Origin of the sequence: Marinobacter sp. AC-23 (genome assembly GCF_001858325.1) — a bacterium.
GTDB lineage: Bacteria > Pseudomonadota > Gammaproteobacteria > Pseudomonadales > Oleiphilaceae > Marinobacter.
Window position 1 is genome coordinate 59,001 of record NZ_MBPP01000023.1, and the last position, 20,781, is coordinate 79,781.

12 protein-coding genes and 5 pseudogenes are annotated in these 20,781 nt (G+C 55.9%); 5 read left to right on the top strand and 12 right to left on the bottom strand.

From position 1 onward, the window contains the following. Positions 1 to 64: 64 nt before the first annotated feature. The 12 genes and pseudogenes from BCA33_RS08540 to BCA33_RS08595 all read right to left on the bottom strand — a co-directional run bounded on the left by BCA33_RS08540 (position 65) and on the right by BCA33_RS08595 (position 14,995). Positions 65 to 1,690 carry an NAD(P)/FAD-dependent oxidoreductase gene (locus BCA33_RS08540; protein WP_071264989.1) on the bottom strand — a complete coding sequence of 542 codons (1,626 nt, stop codon included), beginning with the start codon at positions 1,688 to 1,690 and terminating at the stop codon, positions 65 to 67. Beyond that, complete coding sequence (locus BCA33_RS08545; RefSeq protein ID WP_071264991.1) at positions 1,687 to 2,310, bottom strand: TetR/AcrR family transcriptional regulator; 624 nt, start codon at positions 2,308 to 2,310, stop codon at positions 1,687 to 1,689. The genes BCA33_RS08540 and BCA33_RS08545 overlap by 4 nt, the downstream gene beginning before the upstream one ends. 156 nt (positions 2,311 to 2,466) lie before the next feature. Beyond that, a pseudogene (locus BCA33_RS08550) lies at positions 2,467 to 4,150 on the bottom strand (AMP-binding protein). 51 nt (positions 4,151 to 4,201) lie between these two features. After that, a complete protein-coding gene (locus BCA33_RS08555) occupies positions 4,202 to 4,780 on the bottom strand; it encodes a peroxidase-related enzyme (protein ID WP_071264993.1) in 579 nt (192 codons plus the stop codon). A 9-nt stretch (positions 4,781 to 4,789) separates the two neighbouring features. Further along, on the bottom strand, positions 4,790 to 5,689 hold the full coding sequence (locus tag BCA33_RS08560) for a hydroxymethylglutaryl-CoA lyase (RefSeq protein WP_071264995.1): 900 nt from the start codon (positions 5,687 to 5,689) through the stop codon (positions 4,790 to 4,792). Beyond that, positions 5,689 to 7,702: pseudogene (locus tag BCA33_RS08565) on the bottom strand (acetyl-CoA carboxylase biotin carboxylase subunit). The gene BCA33_RS08560 and the pseudogene BCA33_RS08565 overlap by 1 nt, the downstream one beginning before the upstream one ends. Position 7,703: 1 nt before the next feature. Beyond that, positions 7,704 to 8,534 (bottom strand): enoyl-CoA hydratase/isomerase family protein, encoded by an 831-nt coding sequence (locus BCA33_RS08570; protein WP_217632638.1) that lies wholly within the window; start codon positions 8,532 to 8,534, stop codon positions 7,704 to 7,706. Between the two features lie 9 nt (positions 8,535 to 8,543). Beyond that, positions 8,544 to 10,149, bottom strand: a pseudogene (locus BCA33_RS08575) (carboxyl transferase domain-containing protein). Positions 10,150 to 10,357: 208 nt separating this feature from the next. Beyond that, a pseudogene (locus tag BCA33_RS08580) lies at positions 10,358 to 11,523 on the bottom strand (isovaleryl-CoA dehydrogenase). Positions 11,524 to 11,592: 69 nt separating this feature from the next. Then, positions 11,593 to 12,039 carry a MerR family DNA-binding transcriptional regulator gene (locus BCA33_RS08585; RefSeq protein ID WP_071264997.1) on the bottom strand — a complete coding sequence of 149 codons (447 nt, stop codon included), beginning with the start codon at positions 12,037 to 12,039 and terminating at the stop codon, positions 11,593 to 11,595. 238 nt (positions 12,040 to 12,277) lie between these two features. Beyond that, positions 12,278 to 13,852, bottom strand: coding sequence for a fatty acyl-CoA synthetase (locus BCA33_RS08590; RefSeq protein ID WP_071264999.1), 1,575 nt, complete (start codon positions 13,850 to 13,852; stop codon positions 12,278 to 12,280). A 129-nt stretch (positions 13,853 to 13,981) separates the two neighbouring features. Next, positions 13,982 to 14,995 (bottom strand): AraC family transcriptional regulator, encoded by a 1,014-nt coding sequence (locus BCA33_RS08595; RefSeq protein WP_071265191.1) that lies wholly within the window; start codon positions 14,993 to 14,995, stop codon positions 13,982 to 13,984. 143 nt (positions 14,996 to 15,138) lie between these two features. Here BCA33_RS08595 and BCA33_RS08600 point away from each other — a divergent pair. The 5 genes and pseudogenes from BCA33_RS08600 (at position 15,139) to BCA33_RS08620 (ending at position 20,763) form a co-directional block, all read left to right on the top strand. Next, a pseudogene (locus tag BCA33_RS08600) lies at positions 15,139 to 16,278 on the top strand (acyl-CoA dehydrogenase family protein). Between the two features lie 50 nt (positions 16,279 to 16,328). Beyond that, the gene (gene bktB / locus BCA33_RS08605) at positions 16,329 to 17,516 is read left to right on the top strand and encodes a beta-ketothiolase BktB (RefSeq protein ID WP_071265001.1); all 1,188 of its coding nucleotides are present in this window, start codon (positions 16,329 to 16,331) and stop codon (positions 17,514 to 17,516) included. 108 nt (positions 17,517 to 17,624) lie between these two features. Continuing rightward, a complete protein-coding gene (locus BCA33_RS08610; RefSeq protein WP_071265003.1) occupies positions 17,625 to 18,386 on the top strand; it encodes an SDR family NAD(P)-dependent oxidoreductase in 762 nt (253 codons plus the stop codon). Positions 18,387 to 18,411: 25 nt separating this feature from the next. Further along, positions 18,412 to 19,563, top strand: a complete 1,152-nt coding sequence (locus BCA33_RS08615; RefSeq protein ID WP_071265005.1) for an acyl-CoA dehydrogenase family protein — start codon at positions 18,412 to 18,414, stop codon at positions 19,561 to 19,563. An 18-nt stretch (positions 19,564 to 19,581) separates the two neighbouring features. Then, positions 19,582 to 20,763 (top strand): thiolase family protein, encoded by a 1,182-nt coding sequence (locus tag BCA33_RS08620; protein WP_071265007.1) that lies wholly within the window; start codon positions 19,582 to 19,584, stop codon positions 20,761 to 20,763. Positions 20,764 to 20,781 lie beyond the last annotated feature (18 nt).

Here is a 20,781-nt window from a genome sequence, read left to right on the forward strand (position 1 = left end):
TCGGTAGGCGTTTCAGTTCCCGGCATCACCCTTACGTTAGTGACACCGGAGCTACTGATATTTATTAGCCTACAAACATCTTTTTCGCAAGTGGCAGACCCTTGAAGCCACTGACCGCGACGGTTGTTAGCAAGCCGCCCAGCATCGCACCCACCACGCCGCAGGTCATGATGTCCTGCCCTGTAAGGTACAAGCCGGGGATGCGGGTTTTGGGCTTCAGCCAGTCCAGTTCGAAGCGGTCAGGGGTGTGATCCAGGCCGTAAATCTCCCCTTTGCTGTAGCGGCAGAAGTAGTCCGTGGAAAGGGGGGTGGATAGCTCGTAGTAATCCACTTTGCCTTCCAGATGCGGGAACTTCTCATACAGCTTCGCAAGCAGGCGCTGGGCGTATTCTTCTTTCTTGGCTTCGTAGTCGTCGCCACGCTTGCCCCAGGTTTTGTCGGTCCATTCTTCGTACCACTCAAACGGGCCAGGCGCCACGATCTCGATGGTTGCGCGACCAGGGTAGCGCTCGGAAAAGCTGGGGTCTTTGGCCGACGGGAACGAAATATAGGTCATCGGTATGTCATTGGCCTCCGGATCGGCCAGGAAGTCTTGCATTTGCTTTTCGTAATTCGGGCCGGGGTAAATCCAGTAGTTGGTTTTTGGCAGGCCAAGATTTTCAGCGGTATCCTGCAGGCCGATGTACAGACAGTTGCTGGCCATGGAGCGCTGAACGGTGGTCAGCTTGTCCTGGTAATAGTCCCAGCTGGGCGCGCCTTTGGGCAGCAGCTTGTTGAAGGTGTTGAATACGCCAGCGTTGCTGATAACCAGTGGCGAGCGTATCTCCGCGCCGTCTGCCATGCGAACGCCCACGGCTTTGCCTTTCTCGATAACAATGCTGGTTACATCTGCGTAGGTGAAAACTTCGCCACCGCTTTGCTGAACCACCGGGATGATGGTCTTCGCCATTTCAGAGGCACCGCCGATAGGGTAGTAGCCACCGTGCAGGTAATGGCGTGCAATCAGCGAGTGGATGATGAAGCTGGATTCCGCCGGTGGCAGGCCGTTGTCGCCCCATTGGCCGGTTAATACAGCGATCAGTTCCTGGTTGCTGGTAATGCCCTCCAGCACCTCGCGCGTAGGCTTGTTGAGAAACTCCGGAGCCCGGCGTTTGGTGAGCATGCTTAACGGCCCGGCGGCCAGATCTGGCAGTACTTTACCCAGAACAAGGGCCGGCATGGCCTTGGATACCTTGCGCAGATAACCCAGGTAGGTGTCGATGGCCTGTTCTTCTTCCGGGAACCCTTTGACCAGTTCAGCACGGAATGCATCGGGGCCTGCAATCAGGTCTACGTGCTTGTCGCCCAAAAATATGCGGTCGTAGTTGGCATCCATCGGCGCCCATTTCAACTGACCGTCAGTGATGTGATCGAATAACCGCTTGCCAAACGTGTGATCTGCACCCATGTCGCCAATGTAGTGCACGCCTACGTCCCACTCGTAGCCGTTGCGGTCGTAGCTGTGGGTAAAACCACCGGCGGTGTAGTGTTGTTCAAGTACCAGCACTTTTTTACCCATTTTACTCATGCAGGCAGCGGTAGTTAGGCCGCCGATGCCAGAGCCGATGATAATGGCATCGTAGGGGCCGTTCAGGCGGTTTTCGCGATACCGCTTACCAACGCGGAGGGTACTGGGTTTGGGGCTGCTCATGGGGTTAAATCCTGTTGTGATTGTTGTTGCTCGTTAGACCTGGAGCCGTCCAGCAACAAGCTGAGTACGCCTTCGGTCAACATGGGTTCGGCCTTTGCACCCGGCAAATGGCCATCGATAGTCAGCTGCGACAGCCCGTGCACGAGGGACCAAGCGGCAGCTGTTATCAGTGAAACGGGGGAGGCCTTGAGATAGCCAAGCTGGCGGGCGCGGGCCACGGTGTTTTCGAGAACCTCAAAGGCACTCTTGCCAGCAGTATCCAAGCGAGGATGCGCACTCATTGGTAATACACGACCGCCGAACATCAGCCTGTACAGGTTGGGTTCTTCCTGAGCGAAAGCGACATACACCAGCCCTATCTCGATCAGGGCTTTGCGCGGTATCTGTTGGTCTACGGCGCGCAGTCGATCACGCAGTGCCTCGAATCCGCCGATGGCAAGTTCCGCGAGCAGTGTTTCGCGGTCTGAGAAGTGTCGATACAACGCAGGCGCACTGACACCGAGTTGTTTAGCCAGCGCACGCAAGCTGATGGCGGCGTCCCCTTGGGCTCTAAGCGTATCGAGTGCCAGCAATTGGGCTTGGAGTTGCAGATCGCCGTGATGGTAGGCCGGTTTTGCCATGGGCTGTTTAGTCTCGTTAAATGTTATCAATGGTAACAATGTTAACCGAGATAACATCACGAAACTGTGCGGCGGTCAATCAGGTTTTTGAAGGCCAAAAAAAAGCCCCGGGCTCAGCTAAGGAGTACCGGGGCTTGGAAGTGCGCAGGCTGTTAGTTACTTCAGCCCCATTTCCTCAATGGAAATTTCCCGCATTTTGAATTTCTGGATCTTACCGGTCACCGTCATCGGGAACTCATCCACGAATTTGTAGTTCCGGGGGATTTTGAAATGGGCAATTTTGCCTTTGCAGAAGGCCATCAGGCCATCGGCATCTACCGGGTCGGCATCAGGGCGCAGCTTTACCCAGGCGATCAGCTCTTCACCGTACTTGTCGTCGGGAACGCCGGTAACCTGAACTTCCTCAATGGAAGGGTGGGTGTAAAGGAATTCCTCGACCTCTTTCGGGTAGATGTTCTCGCCGCCACGAATCACCATATCCTTGATGCGGCCGACGATCTGGATATAGCCTTCTTCGTCCATTGTTGCCAGATCTTCGGTATGCATCCAACCGGCTGCATCGATCGCTTCGCGGGTTTTTTCCTCGTTGTTCCAGTACTTCAGCATCACGCTGTAACCGCGGGTGCATAGCTCGCCTATCTCGCCTCTGGGCAGCACGTTGCCTGTTGCCGGGTCGACGATTTTGGTTTCCAGATGCGGTTGGGTGCGGCCGACAGTGGTTACCTGCTTATCGAACGGGTCGAGGGAGCTGGTCTGGGTGGAAACCGGGCTGGTTTCGGTCATACCGTAGGCGATCTGAACCTCTTTCATGTTCATCTTGCCATTGACCTTTTTCATCACCTCTGCCGGGCAGATGGAGCCGGCCATGATGCCGGTGCGCAGGTTGAGAGGTCGTAGGTTTCGAACTCGGGTTCGGCCAGCTGTGCGATGAACATGGTAGGCACGCCGTACAGTGCTGTCGCCTTCTCCTGATGAACTGCCTGCAGCACGGCTTTAGGTTCAAAACCCTCCCCGGGGTAAATCATGGTGGAGCCGTGGGTAATACAGCCCAGGTTGCCCATTACCATGCCGAAGCAATGGTAAAGGGGTACGGGAATAACCAGTCGGTCTTTCTCAGTCAGAACCTGGCTTTCACCTACAAAGAAACCATTGTTTAGCAGGTTGTGGTGGGTGAGGGTAGCGCCCTTGGGGCTGCCGGTTGTGCCAGAAGTAAACTGGATATTGATGGGGTCATCGAACTGTAGCTGGCTCTGAATCTTGTCCACTTCTTGCTGGCTGACGTCGCTGGCAAAGCCGGTAAATTCGTCCCAGCTCCACATGCCGGCGTGCTTTTCTGTGTCCAAGTTGATCACCGCGCGCAGATCAGGAACTTGCTGCGCCTTGATCTTGCCCGGCGTGCCCGCTTTCAGTTCTGGAGCCAGATCGTAGAGGGTTTTGCGGTAGTCAGAGGCTTTAAAGCTGTCGGCTGTAACCAGCACGCTGATGCCCGCCAGATTCAGGGCGTATTCCAGCTCGTGCATGCCATAGGCCGGATTTATATTAACCAGAATGGCGCCCACCTTGGCGGTAGCAAACTGGGTAACTGTCCACTCATAGCGGTTGGGCGCCAGATGCCTACGCGATCGCCGCGCTTTACACCTATGGCCAGGAAAGCCCGTGCGGCTTCGTTAACCTTGGCAACGAATTCTTTGTAGGTCCAGCGAATGTCCTGATGCAAACACACCAAAGCTTCGGTATCGGGATATGTGTTGGCGGTGCGGTCCAGCATCTCGCCAATCGTCATGCCCAGCAGTGGTTTTTTGGAGGTACCGCTGGTGTAGCTTGGAAGAGTCTGATTCATTGTTTGCCTCCATTTATTTTTGTGGTCGAGGTCTAAAAATAGTTGAGCCTGTTAGCGACTTTGATTGTGGTATTCAGGGTTTGGACGCATGTCGCTGGCAATCGCCACGCGGTTCGACATGTTGTAGAAGCCAATGACGTTGCTCAGATCCCAGATGCCGCCATCGCTAAAGCCTGCATCTCGCAGTGCCTGAACTTCGTCTTCCGCAACCGTTTCCGGTGAGCGGGTTAGCTGGGATGCAAAATCCAGCATGGCGCGTTGGCGCTTATCCAGGTTGGCAGACCGGTAATTCATCACCAGGTGCTCGCCCAAGGCAGGGTCACCACTCATAACGCGTACCGCGGCGCCATGGGCCACCAGGCAGTAAAAGCATTTGTTTTCGGAGGAAACCACCACCGCAACCATTTCCCGCTCCAACTTACTAAGCTCGCTTTCACCCATCATCAGTTCGTTGTATAACCGGGTAAAACCGTCCAGCTGTTTGAGGTTTTGGCTGTAAGCGGTAAGTACGTTGGGAACCATGCCCAACTTTTCCAGACAGATGTCAAAATACTTCCTGACATCCTCAGGGAGGTCTTTCATGTCAGGAATGGGCAGATCCAGAGCGACAACATTTGTGTTCTTGGTCATATCAGATCCTTACGATTGCAGGGCCTGGCCCACTTTCGAGCCGTTGTGTCGTTTGAGCTGATTACTGATCCACTCGCCGGTGGCTACCAGCTTGTTCAAATCCACACCTGTGCTTATGCCCAAGCCGTTGAGCATATAAAGTACGTCCTCGGTGGCGACGTTACCGGAGGCGCCGTTGGCATAAGGGCAACCGCCAAGGCCTGCGGCGGAGGCGTCAAGAACCGCCACACCCTCTTCCAGTACCGCGTAGAGGTTTGCCAGCGCCTGTCCGTAGGTGTCATGGAAGTGCGCAGCCAAGCGCTCCACAGGCACCTGTTTTGCCACTGCCTCCAGCATACGCTTGGCTTTCAGTGGCGTACCTACGCCAATGGTATCGCCCAGGGAGATTTCGTAGCAGCCCATGTCGGCCAGGTTTTTGGCAACCTTTGCCACTTGTTCTGGAGCAATATCGCCCTCGTAGGGGCAGCCCAATACCGTGGAAACATAGCCCCGCACCGGGATGTTGTGTTTCTTTGCTGCCTCCATCACGGGAAGAAAGCGCTCCAGGCTTTCTGCGATGGAGCAGTTGATGTTCTTTTGGCTGAATGACTCTGAAGCCGCGCCAAATACCGCGACTTCGTCCACGCCTGCCGCCAGGGCATTCTCGAAGCCTCTGAGGTTGGGCGTCAGAACCGAATAGCGTACGCCGGCTTTACGTTTGATACCCGCCATCACCTCTGAGGCATCACCCATTTGCGGCACCCATTTGGGTGACACAAAGCTGGCGGACTCAATGTGTGTGAGGCCGCAATCGGCAAGCCGTTCGATCAACTGGGTTTTGATGCTTGTGGCAATCACCGGGCCCGACTCGTTTTGTAGTCCGTCCCGTGGGCTCATTTCAACCAGTCGAACCTGTTTAGGAAAGGCCATTAGCCTGCCTCCTCAGTGCTTTCGTCGGCACTATCTTCAGTAATCTCAATAGCAATCAGCTCCGCACCTTCTGAAACCTGCTCACCTTCAAAGAAGAAGATTTCGCTAACCACACCGTCTGCCGGTGCCTTGATGGCATGCTCCATCTTCATGCTTCCATGATTACCAGCGTTTGCCCCGCGGTAACCGTGTCGCCCACTTTGGTCTGTACCGCCACAATTGCCCCGTTCATGGGCGCGCTCAGGCCGCCTTCTGGAGCCATGTCTTCAGACACGTGGTTTTCCCGGTACAAAATGCACTGAAAGGTGTCACCTTCGTAGAAAAGCACGAGCTGGTCGTTGTGCAGGTTGCCGTGAATGCTGATGCGGTGGCCGTTTATAACCGCCTGCATGTAATCGTCATCGAGCTTTGCCGTGAGGCTGTAAACGCTGCCGTCTACGAAGACCTGATAGTTCTCATCCCGCTCGAGGATTTTCAGTTCGTGTATGTCGTCGCCTACCTGTAACTGCAAGGGCTGAGCGTATTCTGAGTTCAGGCGCCAGCTATTGCGCCGACCGAATGGCGACCAGGGGTCGGTGCTTACGGATTCCGCGGATTTGCGTTCTTCCAGCACAAAACCTGCGGCCAGTACCAGCGCTTTGTGGGTGTCCAGCTTCGATTTCGGGAATAGCAATTCCCGGTGGCTGTCGATAAAGCCAGTTGTCAGGTCGGCTTCCCGGAACGGCTGTGAATCGGCCAGTGCATGCAGGAAGCGAATGTTGGTTTTCACACCTGCAATCCGGTAGTGCTCAAGTGCCTGAACCATGCGGTTAATGGCCTGATCACGGGTTTCGTCCCATACGATCAGTTTGGCTATCATCGGGTCGTAGTGAATGCTGATGTCATCGCCTTCGATCACGCCGGTATCGACCCGCACATGGGCACTTTCATCAGGCGTGCTCAGGTAACGCAGGTTGCCGGTGGCGGGCAGGAAGTCCTGATCCGGGTCTTCCGCATAAATGCGGGCTTCCAGCGCGTGACCACGGGTTTTCACCTGAGACTGCTCCAACGGCAGAGGCTCACCCCAGGCTACTTTAAGTTGCCACTCCACCAAATCCTGGCCGGTGACCATTTCTGTTACCGGGTGCTCTACCTGCAGGCGGGTGTTCATTTCCATGAAGAAGAATGAACCGTCTACATCGTAGAGAAACTCCACGGTACCCGCACCCACATAGTTGATGGCTTGGGCGGCTTTAACGGCTGTTTCACCCATGGTTTTGCGGGTTTCATCGCTCAGCCTGGTGCTGGGGCTTCTTCCAGAACTTTTTGGTGACGGCGCTGAACCGAGCAATCACGTTCGGCCAGATACACGCCATGGCCGCTTTGGTCACAGAATACCTGGATTTCAACATGGCGCGGCTGGGTCAGGTAGCGTTCGATCAGCATGTCCGGGTTGCCGAACGCGTTCTTGGCTTCACGCTTGGCTGCGGCGAGTGCTTCATCAAACTCGCCGATGTTCTCCACCACGCGCATGCCTTTGCCACCGCCGCCGGCCACCGCTTTCAACAGTAACGGGAAACCGCACTTTTCAGCTTCGATGCGCAGGGTTTCAGGCGTTTGGTCGTCGCCGTGGTAACCGGGCACTAGTGGTACGCCGGCCTTTTCCATGATGATTTTGGCGGCAGATTTGGAACCCATGGCCGCAATAGCAGAAGAGGGTGGGCCGATGAATACCAGGTTGTTAGCCTCACAGGCCTCGGCAAAATCGGTGTTTTCAGAAAGAAAACCATAGCCCGGGTGGATAGCTTGTGCGCCGCTTTGCTTGGCGATTTCGATGATTTTGTCAGCGCGCAGGTAGCTTTCGGAGCTGGGTGCTGGGCCAATGCGAAACGCCTCGTCGGCCAGAGCTACGTGGTGGGCGTTGGCGTCGGCATCGGAATACACAGCAACACATCGGATGCCCATGCGTTGCGCGGTCTGGATAATCCGGCAGGCGATTTCGCCCCGGTTGGCAATGAGGATTTTGCTAAACATGTTAGTTGCTCTCCGGAATCCAGTTGGCGCGACGTTTGTTCAGGAAGGCATTGAGCCCTTCCTGACCTTCTTCGCCTACGCGAATATCAGCGATGCGTTGCGCAGTGTCGTCTATCACAGTGCTGTCGATAGGCTTGTGGCTGACAGCAAACACTAGGCTTTTGGCGGCTTCCATGGCTTCGGGTCCATTCTGGGCAAGGTGTTTCAGCATCTCATCGCAGCGGGCGTTCATGGCCTCAACATCGCCGCAGACGATATGCACAAGGCCGAAGCGCTCGGCGTCTTGAGCACTGAATACTTCCGCTGACAAGAAATACCGGCGGGCCTGGCGTTCACCAATGGCGCGTACGACGTATGGACTGATGACAGCCGGAACCAAGCCGAGCTTTACCTCACTGAGGCAGAAGCTGGCTTTTTCTGTGGCTATGACAATGTCGCAGCAAGCTGCCAGGCCGACGGCGCCGCCATAAGCCGCGCCTTGAACAAGGCCGATGACGGGCTTTTTGAGTTCGTTCAGGCATTCCATCATGCGGGCAAGCTGGCGGGAGTCGTCCAGATTTTCCTGCCGGCTGTTGTCTGCCATGCGGCGCATCCAGCCAAGGTCTGCTCCGGCAGAGAAATGCTTGCCTTCGGAGCGCAGGATGACCGCTTTTGTTTCGCGATCGGCGTGTACGTCCGTAAAGGCGCTAATGAGCTGCTGGATAATAACGTCGTCAAACGCATTACGCTTGTCTGGCCGGTTCAGTACGATCTCGGTCACGCCGCCAGCGCGGCGCTTGATCAGAACCGCCGATTCTTGATCTGATGTTGTATTGGTATCTGTCATGGTCATTCTCCCCGATTACATCCGGAACACGCCGAAGCGTGTGGGCTTCGCGGGCCGGTTGAGGGTGGCAGAGAGGCTGAGAGCAACCACTTCCCGGGTTTGGGCCGGATCGATCACGCCGTCATCCCACAGTCGGCACTGGCGTAGTATGGATGGCCTTGTTGCTCGTAGGTGTCGGCAATCGGTTTTTTGAACGCAGCCTCTTCCTCTGCGCTCCACTCCTGGCCTTTGCGCTCCATGCCATCGCGGCGAACCTGAGCCATTACGCCGGCGGCTTGTTCGCCCCCCATTACGGAGATGCGGGCATTTGGCCACATCCAAAGGAAGTCGGGGCTGTAGGCGCGGCCACACATACCATAGTTACCGGCACCGTAGCTGCCACCGATCAGTACGGTAATCTTGGGCACATTGGCGCAGGCTACAGCCATGACCATTTTGGCGCCGTGCTTGGCGATGCCTTCAGCTTCGTACTTTTGGCCGACCATGAACCCGGTAATGTTCTGTAAGAACAGCAGCGGGATGTTGCGCTGACAGCACAGTTCGATGAAGTGCGCGCCTTTTTGCGCGGACTCACTGAACAATATGCCGTTGTTGGCGATGATGCCCACGGGGTAGCCGTGTATGTGGGCAAAGCCGGTGACCAGGGTTTGGCCGTAATAGCGTTTGAATTCGTCGAACTCGGAACCGTCTACTGTGCGGGCGATCACGTCGCGCACGTCGAACTGTTTGCGCAGGTCGGTGCCCACGATGCCGTAAATTTCGGCGGGGTCATACAACGGCGCTTTGGGTTTGCGAATCTCTACTGGAACCGGCTTACGGCGGTTGAGGTTGGAGACACAACGCCGGGCTATTTCCAGGGCGTGGGCGTCATTTTCTGCGTAATGGTCGGCAACGCCGGAGATTTTACAGTGCACGTCGCACCGCCCAGGTCTTCGGCAGTCACAACTTCGCCTGTAGCCGCTTTTACCAGTGGCGGGCCGGCCAGGAAGATGGTGCCTTGATTGCGCACAATAATGGATTCGTCGGCCATGGCGGGTACGTAAGCGCCACCGGCGGTGCACAGGCCCATTACAACGGCAATCTGGGGGATGTCGTCGGCAGACATGCGAGCCTGGTTGTAGAAGATGCGGCCGAAGTGGTCACGATCCGGGAAAACTTCGTCCTGTAGCGGCAGGTTGGCACCGCCGGAATCCACCAGATAAATGCAGGGCAGGCGGTTTTCCAGGGCGATTTCCTGGGCGCGCAGGTGCTTTTTGACGGTCAGTGGGTAGTAGCTGCCGCCTTTTACGGTGGCGTCGTTGGCGATGATCATGCATTCGGTGCCAGAAACGCGGCCTACGCCGGCGATAACACCGGCTGCTGGCACAGCTTCATCGTAGACATTGTAGGCAGCGAACTGGCCGATTTCGAGAAACGGTGAGCCGTCGTCTAGTAGGTGATTAATACGCTCCCTGGGCAGGAGTTTGCCGCGGGCGATGTGGCGCTCCTGGTAGGAGGGGCCACCACCTTGCTGGATGGTGGATACTTTGTCCCGCAGGTCTGCGACGACTTCCGCCATGGAGGCCTGGTTGGCCTGAAACTCTTCAGACCGTGGGTTTATTTTGCTTTGCAGTATCGTCATGGGTTCGACTTCCTGACCTCGGGGGAGTCGGGGCCGATGGCAGAACGATCCGGGAACTGCTACGAGCACATCCATGTGCGCTTGTTTCCGGCCATCCTTGGCCTCCAACATTCCCGGATCGTTCTGCCACCGCCCCCTCCGTCATACTTTGGGTGCTGGCTTCCTGAGCTCTCAGAGCTAGAGGGAGCCTGTGGCTTGAAGCTACTGCTTATTTGTTCAGGAACAGTTCCCGACCGATCAGCATGCGCCGGATTTCGGATGTACCTGCGCCGATTTCATAGAGCTTGGCGTCGCGCAGCAGGCGGCCCGTAGGGTAATCGTTGATATAGCCGTTGCCGCCAAGAAGCTGAATAGAGTCCAGAGCCAGTTTTGTTGCCATTTCGGCGGAGTAGAGGATGGCGCCGGCGGAGTCTTTGCGGGTGGTTTCGCCGCGGTCGGCGGATTGCGCCACCAGGTAAACATAGGACTTGGCGGTGTTCATGAAGGTGTACATGTCGGCAATTTTGCCTGAACCAGTTGGAATTCGCCGATAGCCTGTTCGAATTGTTTCCGTTCGCGAATATAGGGAATCACAATGTCCATTGCCGCCTGCATGATACCCAGAGGGCCGCCGGAGAGTACCAGGCGTTCGTAGTCCAGGCCGCTCATGAGAACTTTGGCGCCGCCGCCTACTGTGCCCAGAACGTTCTCTTTGGGCACTTTGCAGTCCTGGAATACCAACTCGCAGGTGTTGGAGCCGCGCATGCCGAGTTTGTCGAGCTTCTGGTGCTGGCTGAAGCCTTCGCTGTCGCGTTCTACGATGAAAGCAGTAATGCCTTTTGAACCGGCTTTCACGTCGGTTTTGGCGTAGATCACGTAGACGTGGGCATCGGGGCCGTTGGTGATCCACATTTTGTTGCCGTTCAGGACATAGTGGTCACCGGCGTCTTTGGCGCTCAGTTTCATGGAGATAACGTCAGAGCCGGCGTTGGGCTCAGACATGGCCAGGGCGCCGATGTGGTCGCCGCTGACGAGTTTGGGCAGGTATTTCTGCTTTTGCTCCTCGGTGCCGTTGCGGTGAATCTGGTTTACGCACAGGTTGGAGTGAGCGCCATAAGACAGGCCGACAGAGGCAGATGCTCGGCTGATTTCTTCCATTGCAATCACGTGGGCCAGGTAGCCCATACCAGACCCGCCATAGGCTTCGTCCACGGTAATACCCAGCAGGCCCATGTCACCAAACTTTTTCCACAACTCGTTGGGGAATTCGTTGCTGCGGTCGATTTCTTCAGCGCGTGGGGCGATCTCGGTGGCGGCAAAGCTGTTGACCTGCTGGCGTAGCATGTCGATGGTTTCGCCAAGGCCGAAGTTGAGTTCTGAGTATTGTGATTTCATGTTTGATTGCCTTTTGTTCTGCCAAATGCGTGTTTAGGAACGAGGAGCCAGACCAGGCGTCCGTTACTGTCAGTGCTGTTCAGCGGCACTTTCTGGCTCGCTAGTGGCCGAGGCCTGCTGTTCTTTCTTTATCTTCAACTCGGCAAGAGCGTCTCGGCAGCGGGACTCTGCAGTCTCTATTTCCATTTCTGCCATAGCTATGTCGTTTTTCTGTTGTTCCATATGAGCCCGTTTGTTGCTCAGTATGGTCAACATTTTTAAAAGCTGTTTTTCGTTGCCAGTCAGGGTTTCGTCCCAAAGATCGAAAAGCTCTTTTGTTTCAGCAAGTGAAAAGCCCATGCGCTTGCCCCGGAGAATCAACTTCAGGCGCACCTTGTCTTTGGTGCTGAAGATGCGCGTTTGTCCGCGGCGTGCCGGCTTCAGTAGGCCCTGATCTTCGTAGAAGCGAATGCTACGGGTTGTCACATCAAACTCATTGGAGAGCTCGCTGATGCTGAATGTTCTCTTTTCGATCATGGCGGTATCCTTTTTTAAGTAAGGTTAGATAAAGTTTACGTAAACGTAAAGTAGTTTTCGGCGTTAAATATCTGGCATTGAGTACAGGAAAACAAAAAAGGTAGTTTGCTTGTTAGGTTGCAATGAATTGTAGCAGGGAGCGTTTAGAGGTTGGGTGGCACTCGGGGGAGGGAGTGTCGACTTCCAGTAGCCCGGCTCAGCCGCAAAGCAGCAGATATGAACCGGGCACTAGGACGGTTTACGCCAAGTCTTCTCTGAGTTTACGCTTCAGCAGTTTGCCCGCGGTATTCTTGGGGAGTTGTTCTGCAAAGTGAATGTGTTTTGGCAGTTTGAAACTGGCCAGTTTGGTGCGAGCGTGGTTCATCAAAGCTTCCGCATCTTCCGGGTAGCCTTCTTTGACCACCACCACGGCACAGATGGCCTCTATCCATTTTTCGTCTGGTACACCGATAACCGCAACTTCCGCAACGGATTCGTGCTGGTAGAGGGCTTCTTCCACGTCGCGGCTGGCCACCAGCACACCACCGGTATTCACTACATCCTTTATGCGGTCAACAATGTAGATGTAACCCTCTTCGTCCTGGTAGCCCAGGTCGCCGGAATGGAACCAACCGTCTTTGAATGCTTCTTCGGTCGCCTCCGGTTTGGCCCAGTAACCCACCATCAGTTGTGGTGAGCGGTGAACCAGTTCCCCCTGTTCACCGGGCTTGCAGTCTTTGCCGGTAACCGGGTCCACAATGCGGGTCATAACGGTTTGCATGGGACGGCCGGCAGAAGATGGACGGTCGGCGTGCTCTTCTGGTAGCAGAACGGTTGCCAGCGGTGCGATTTCGCTCTGGCCGTAACAGTTGTACAAGCCGGCACCGGGTAGTTTTTCGCCCAGTTCCTTCACAACCTGACCGGGCATGATAGAGGCGCCGTAGTAGAGTTTGTTCAGGTGCTGCAGTGTGTCCGGGTTGAATTGCGGGTGGTGTAGCAGAGCAATCCACACGGTAGGCGGCGCGAAAAAGGCATTGAGCCTGTCGCTGACGATCAGCCCGAGAATTGCGTCCGGTGTGGGTGTGTTGATCATCCGGCTATACCCGCCACTCAATAACATGGGCATGGTAAACACGTGCATTTGCGCCGAATGGTAAAGCGGTAGCGCGGCCAGTGAGCGGTCGCTGGCGCGGATGTCCAGGTGGTATTGGCAGGCACCGTAATGGGTCATCAGCGAACGGTGCGTGTGCATGGCACCTTTGGGGTCGGATGTGGTGCCGGAGGTATACAGAATCTGCACTACATCCGTGTCGGAGAGTTCCAGTTCCGGTGCAGCATCGTTGCCCGCCGTTAGTGCGAACTGCAGCGCATCGTTCTCGTCGCCGCCATGGAGGCTGCCGTTGATGGCAAACTCAGTTGTGTCCCTGACTGCATCCACCTGGGGCTGCAGATCCAGATCGGCAAACAGGGCTTTGCAGCCAGACTGGTTAAGTGCGTAGGTCAGTTCATGGCCAATCAGGGCGTAGTTAAGCGGCACATGAATCAGTCCGGCCTTTGCGCAGGCAAGCCAAAGCAGAACGTAGGCATCCGAGTTTTTGCCGTAGGCACCCACGCGGTCACCTTTTTCAAGACCCAGCGCAATCAGACGGTGAGCCAACCTGTTCGAGGCTGTGTGAATGTCTGAGAACGTCCAGGTTCGGGCGTCAAATGTCAGTGCCGTGCGGTTGCCGTGGGTGTTCGCTGCGCGGCCAAGGGCGTCTCCGATGGTGTTGCGCAGAGCCCGCTGGATACCCGCCGATACGGAGGAAGAAGCGGATGTACGGGAGTTGTTCATGCATATACCCCTTTACTGTTGTTATTTCGTGCGTGTCGGCATTAACTCAGAGGAGCAGACCCTGCGGGAATGATCGGCCAGGTCGAAAAAATTGACCCAATCGGACAGTGAGACGCTGTAACCAGGTGTTTATCCAGGCCACTGGGACGGCGATTTGCCAGTCCAGCGCTTGAAGGCACGGCAAAACGACGCAGTTTCTGAAAAGCCGACACGCTCGCTGACGTCTGCAACGCTCAGGTTTTCTGTGCTCATGAGTTTTATGGCATATTCCCGTCGCAACGACGTTTTGATCTTGCGCAGGGAGGTGCCTTCTTCCTGGAGTTTGCGCCCGATGCTTCTGGGTGTCATGTGCAGCCGTTGCGCGATTTCGTCCAGGCTTGGTTGGTCTTTGAGGCTTTGCTGGGCAATCAGTGTACGAACCCGGTTGCGCAGGCTGTCATCGTGGTCCGGGCGGTGCAGGATGTAGGCAGGAGACTCCCTCAGGAAAACGGCAAGCTCCGCCTCGCTGCGGATAATCGGCAGCTGCAGGTATTTTTCGTGCAGGTGGAAGCCGCATACAGCTTGGTTGAATTTGAGCTCTGCGAGGAACATGGCCTGGTATTCTGCAGCGTGAGGCGGCGGTGAATAGTTGAAATGTGTAGTTGCAAACGGGATCTGCTGGTCCACCAGCCAGCATGCGAACCTTTGCCACATAAGTAACAGGAACTCCTGCAGCATGTGGTCAGGATCTCGGCTGGCGTTCTCAAGGCTCAGCCGGAAGAACACAAGTTTGTGATGGTTTGTCTCGCCCAGGCCGATGTCTATGTTGTCGCAGGCGATGGTAAAAAAGCGCGCGCTTTTTCTGAGCACAGCACCCAGTGTTGCAGAACCGAGACAATAATCTGTCATTAGCGCGAAGGTGCCATTTTTGCAGCGGCTGGTGGATAACCCCATGAATTCGTCGCGCGTTGCCCGCCATACTGTTTTGATAAGCTGGGTAAGTTGTTCTTCGGTGATCAGCTTTTCGGGTTTGCCAAGCAGGGCTGCCGGCACGCCAGCGCTGTTCAGCAGTGCTTCACGCTGAAGCCCCTGCCGTTCGGCACCGCGAATGGACGCCTGAAGATAGTGGTTTGCAATATGGGGTCTGGGCTGTGGGTCGCGCATGGCTATGACGATTCTGGTGCGTAATGTGTCAATTTTTTCGGCTTGTACGGCCATTCTCGTGGAACAGGATAACCCTTTAAATGGTCGACTGCCTGACTATCAGATTTGCCAGGCGCTTATAAAGGTTTATCGAGAGGTCGTGTATGTCCGGACATCAAGAAGATACTGAGCTGTTTCACTCCATGATCAACCGGGTGCTTGATAAGGAAGTCGGGCCTTTCTACGAACAGTGGGAGGAGGAGTCTGCCATCCACGCGACGTGTGGCGCACCTTGGGGCAGGCCGGCATGCTGGGTATTGATATGCCGGAGGAGTACGGCGGGGCGGCAGCGAGCTTTGAGATTTCACAGTTGGCGATTGAAGAAATGGCCCGTAAGGGCTTTGGTGGGCTGGCTTCAGGCTACAACATCCACGCCAACATCGTGATGCCTTACATTTTACACCTTGGCTCGGAAGCCAGAAGCAGCGCTACCTGCCTGAAATGATCAGTGGCGATGTGCTCAGTGCGATCGCCATGACCGAACCGGGTGCGGGCAGTGATCTCGCCGCCATGCGCACCACGGCACAACGCACGGATAAAGGGTATGTAATCAACGGTGCCAAGGTGTTTATCACCAATGGCTTGCAGGCGGAACTGGTGATTGTATGCGCCAAAACCGATCCCGGCGCGGGCGCCAAGGGCGTATCCTTGTTTCTGGTGGATGCCAGCTTGCCTGGGTTCTCTCGGGGCAAAGGGATCCGCAAAATTGGCCAACACGCCAGCGATACTGCCGAACTCTTCTTTTCGGATCTCGTTGTTCCCCACGACGCTCTGTTGGGTGAGGAAGGGCGTGGGTTTGCCTATCTGATGCAGGAGCTTCCCCGTGAGCGGTTGGGCGTGGGAGCCCAGGCGGTGGGGGCAACCGAAGGCGTGCTGGCGATTACTCTGGATTACGTGCAGCAACGTAAGGCTTTTGGTCAGCGGGTGGCTGATTTTCAGAACACTCGGTTTAAACTGGCAGAAGCCGGGCGCGCCTGGAGATGGCAAAAGCCTATCTGAACCAGTGCATTGGAAAGTATCTCAAAGGCGAGATGGGGCCAACAGACGCCGCGATTCTGAAACTGATGCTCACGGAAATGCAGTGCGATATAGCCAACGATTGCTTGCAGCTGTTTGGCGGTTACGGTTATACCATTGAGTATCCCGTATCGCGCTTTTTTGTGGATGCCAGGGTGCAGACTATCTATGCCGGTACGTCCGAAATTATGAAAGAAGTGATCGCCCGCTCCATGCTGGGCAAATAGATTATCCGCTTTCCGGATTTTTAGTGATCTAAACCTTAAGGAACAAAGCAATGAAACTTACTGATGTTGTCATTCTCGACGGTGCACGCACAGCCATTGGCGGCTTTGGCGGAAGCTTGAGCTCTCTGGGCCCGGCTGAGCTGGGAACTTGCGCGGCAAAAGAGGCCATCACCCGTTCAGGTGTGCCCGCCGAAGACATCGACCATTCGGTTTTCGGCCATATTATTCCAACTGGCCCGGCCGATGCGTATGTAGCCCGCCATATTGGCCTGAATTCTGGCCTGCAGAAGGGTTCTGCAGCATTTAATGTGAACCGCCTCTGTGGTTCCGGCGTGCAGTCGGTTATCAGTGCCGCGCAGATGATTGTTATGGGCGATAGTCAGATTGCACTGGCCGGTGGCGCCGAAAGCATGAGCCAGGGCGCCTATGTTTTGCCTAACGTTCGCAAGGGTCTGCGGATGGGTGACGGCAAAGTGATTGATATGACCATGGGCACGCTCAGTGACCCGTTTGGCAGCGGTCACATGGGTATGACGGCTGAGCGGATTGCCGAAAAGTACGGTCTCAGCCGTGAGGATCTGGACGCGTTCTCGGCAGAAAGCCACCGTCGGGCCAGTCAGGCCATTGAGAGTGGCTATTTTAAAGAACAGATTGTACCGGTAACGGTAAAACAGGGTCGCAAGGAGGTTACGTTCGATCAGGACGAACATGTGCGCGCTGGCACTACCACTGAAAGCCTTGCTGGCCTGAAGCCGGCCTTTACCAAAGATGGCATAGTCACGCCGGGTAACGCTTCTGGCATTAACGATGGTGCAGCAGCCATGGTGCTGACCAGTGCAGCAGAAGCCGAAAAGCGCGGCCTCAAGGCTCGTGCACGCATTGTGGGTTATGCCTTTGCAGGCGTAGACCCCAGCGTAATGGGCCTTGGCCCAATCCCTGCGGTGCGTAGCGTACTTGAGAAGACCGGCCTCAGCGTTGCAGATTTGGATGTGATTGAATCTAACGAGGCCTTTGCAGCTCAGGCACTTGCTGTCAACAAAGAGCTTGGGCTGCCGGCAGACAAGGTTAACCCCAACGGCGGCGCTGTTGCCCTGGGCCACCCGGTCGGTGCCACTGGCTCCATTCTCATCATCAAAGCCTTGGCAGAGCTTGAGCGCACTGGTGGTCGCTATGGCTTGATTACCATGTGCATAGGCGGTGGTCAGGGCATTGCGCTGATTGTTGAAAGCATCGCCTGAGCGCGGTTTTATTTCTTTTTGAGGCTGAATTGGATAAAGTTTACGTTAACGTAAAGATTGGCTTGTTTCCAATTCAGCCGACAATACCTGACGCGAAGGGAGAAAGTGATGGAATTCAAAAACGTACCGGCCATTGTAACAGGTGGAGCCTCCGGGCTTGGCGAGGGCGCAGCCCGTGCACTTGCTGCTGCAGGCTGTAAAGTTGCCATCCTGGATCTGCAAAAAGAGCAGGGCGAGAAGGTTGCGGCAGATATTGGCGGCATTTTCGTACACTGCGATGTGAGCTCGGCTGAAAGCGCAGAAGCGGCGTTGGCGACGGCCCGTGAAGCCCATGGCCTTTGTGGCGTTGCGGTTAGTTGCGCGGGTATTGGCCCGGCAGCGAAAATTCTGGGCCGCGACGGCGTTATGCCGCTCGAGAGTTTCAGTAAGGTGATACAGATTAACCTGATCGGAACCTTCAATATTCTGAGACTTGCCGCCGCCGATATGGCGCAGCGCGAACCCAACGCGGAAGGTGAACGCGGCGTGATTATCAACACTGCTTCGGTCGCCGCTTACGAAGGGCAGATAGGGCAAGCGGCTTACAGCGCCTCCAAAGGTGGTGTTGTTGCTCTGACCATTCAGTCGGCCCGTGAGCTGGCTCGCGAAGGTATCCGCGTGAATACCATTGCACCTGGCCTGTTCATGACACCAATGATGTCCGGCATGCCGCAAGAAGTGCAGGACAGCCTGGCGGCCACGCTGCCGTTCCCCAAGCGCCTGGGTAAGCCCGAGGAGTTTGGCATGATGGTCGACCAGATGGTGCGCAACCCGATCCTGAACGGTGAAACCATCCGGCTGGACTGTGCGTTGCGTATGGCGCCTAAATGAATTCAAGCACATAAGGGAGAGCGCAATGACTAACACTGTGGATCAAGAAGAACTCACACTGTTCCGGTCGTCTGTTATCAAGGCTCTGGAAACAGAGGTAGCGCCGCATTACGAAGCCTGGGAGAAATCTGGCCTTGTACCCCGCGAACTCTGGAACACGCTCGGCGATGCCGGGATGTTGTGCGTGGATATTTCTGAGGATTGCGGCGGGTGTGGCGCACCGTTCCAATACTCCGTCGTTGTCGGCGAAGAGCTGGCGCGCATGGGGTTTGGTGCGCTCTCCACTAACGTGATGGTGCACTCGGACATTGTGGCGCCGTACATCAGCCACCTGGGCAATGAGGCACAGAAGCAGAAGTGGCTGCCTAAAATGGTGTCGGGTGAAGTGGTTGGCGCCATCGCCATGACCGAGCCGGGTGCCGGCAGTGACCTGCAGGCCATGCGCACCAGTGCAGTGCGCGATGGCGACGACTATATTCTGAACGGTTCGAAAACCTTCATTACCAATGGCCAGCATGCCGATATGGTGATTGTTGCGGCGAAAACCGACCCCGCTGCAGGGGCAAAGGGCATCAGCCTGTTTTTGGTTGATGCCAGCTTGCCCGGTTACAGCAAAGGGCGGAATCTCGACAAGATAGGCCAGCACAGCGGTGATACCTCTGAGCTGTTCTTTTCGGATATGCGTGTACCGGCATCGGCGCTTGTGGGCGAGGAAGGCAAAGGCTTTGTTTACCTGATGCAGGAATTGCCACGGGAGCGGCTGGTTATTGGCGCGCTGGGCGTGGCTGCTGCCAGAGGTGCGCTGGATCTGACCATAGCCTACACCCAAGAGCGGGTTCTGTTCGGGCAAAAACTGGCGCAGATCCAGAACACCCGATTTGAAATTGCCCGCATGGAAACCGAGTACCAGGTTAACAAGGCATTTGTGAGTCAGTGCATAAGCCAGTACGAAGCTGGCGAACTGGATGCGCCTACGGCATCTATGGCCAAGTACAGCGCAACCGAAATGCAGTGCCGCGTGGCAGATGGCTGCCTGCAGCTGTTTGGTGGCTATGGCTACACCACGGAGTATCCGATTTCCCGTGCGTTTATGGATGCCCGCGTACAGCGCATTTATGGCGGCACGTCGGAAGTCATGAAAGAAATCATTGCCCGTTCTGTACTGGGCAGAGTTTGAAATCTGTGAGGTTGAAAAATGAGTGATAACAGCGTTGTAATTGCTGGAGCTGCCCGCACGCCCATGGGCGGCATGATGGGTTCCCTGAGTTCGGTACGCTCCCCGGATTTGGGTGCCACTGCCATTAAGGCAGCCATTGAGCGCAGTGGCCTGCAGCCTGTAGACATTCAGGAAGTGATCATGGGTTGTGTGCTACCCGCTGGCTTGGGTCAGGCGCCAGCACGCCAAGCGTCCCGCGCCTCCGGTATTCCGGACAGTTCAGGCTGCACCACCGTGAACAAGATGTGCGGTTCCGGCATGCAAGCGGTGATTATGGCCCACGACCAAATCAAGGCTGGCACTAACGACATTATGATTGCCGGGGGCATGGAGAACATGAGCCAGGCGCCATACCTGTTACCAAAAGCTCGTGGCGGCATGCGCATGGGCCACGGACAGGTGATGGACAGCATGTTCCTCGACGGCCTGGAAGATGCCTATGAGGGCGGCCTGATGGGTGTGTTTGCACAACAGAGCGCTGATGAATACAAAATTACCCGTGAGCAGATGGACGATTTTGCCATTCAGTCGCTGGAACGCGCCAGCGCGGCCATCAACAATGGCTGGTTCAAGCCGGAAATCTGTGCGGTAACCGTGTCTGGTCGCGGGGGTGATACTCAGGTAGATATAGACGAGCAGCCAGGTAATGCTCGCCCCGAGAAAATCCCAAAACTAAAGCCAGCGTTCAAAAAAGACGGCACAGTGACGGCTGCCAACGCCAGCTCCATCAGTGATGGTGCATCTGCACTGGTGCTGGCTTCTGCTGAAGAGGCAAAAGCCCGTGGCCTGACAGCTCAGGCGAAAATTGTTGCTCACGCTACCCACGCCCAGTTGCCAGCGGAGTTCACTCTGGCGCCCATTGGGGCCATCCAGAAAGTGCTGAAAAAGGCCGGTTGGAGCAAAGACGACGTGGATCTGTTTGAGATCAATGAAGCCTTTGCGGTGGTTTCCCTGCTGGCGATCAACGAGTTGGGCCTGGATGCGCAGAAAGTGAACGTCTACGGCGGCGCCTGTGCATTGGGGCACCCCATCGGTTCCTCTGGCTCGCGTATCCTGGTTACGCTTATGAACGCCTTGCAGCAAAAAGGCCTGAAACGGGGCATTGCCGCGCTTTGCATCGGTGGGGGAGAGGCCACCGCAGTGGCCATTGAGCTGATCTGATACAGGTTCGGCTGGCGC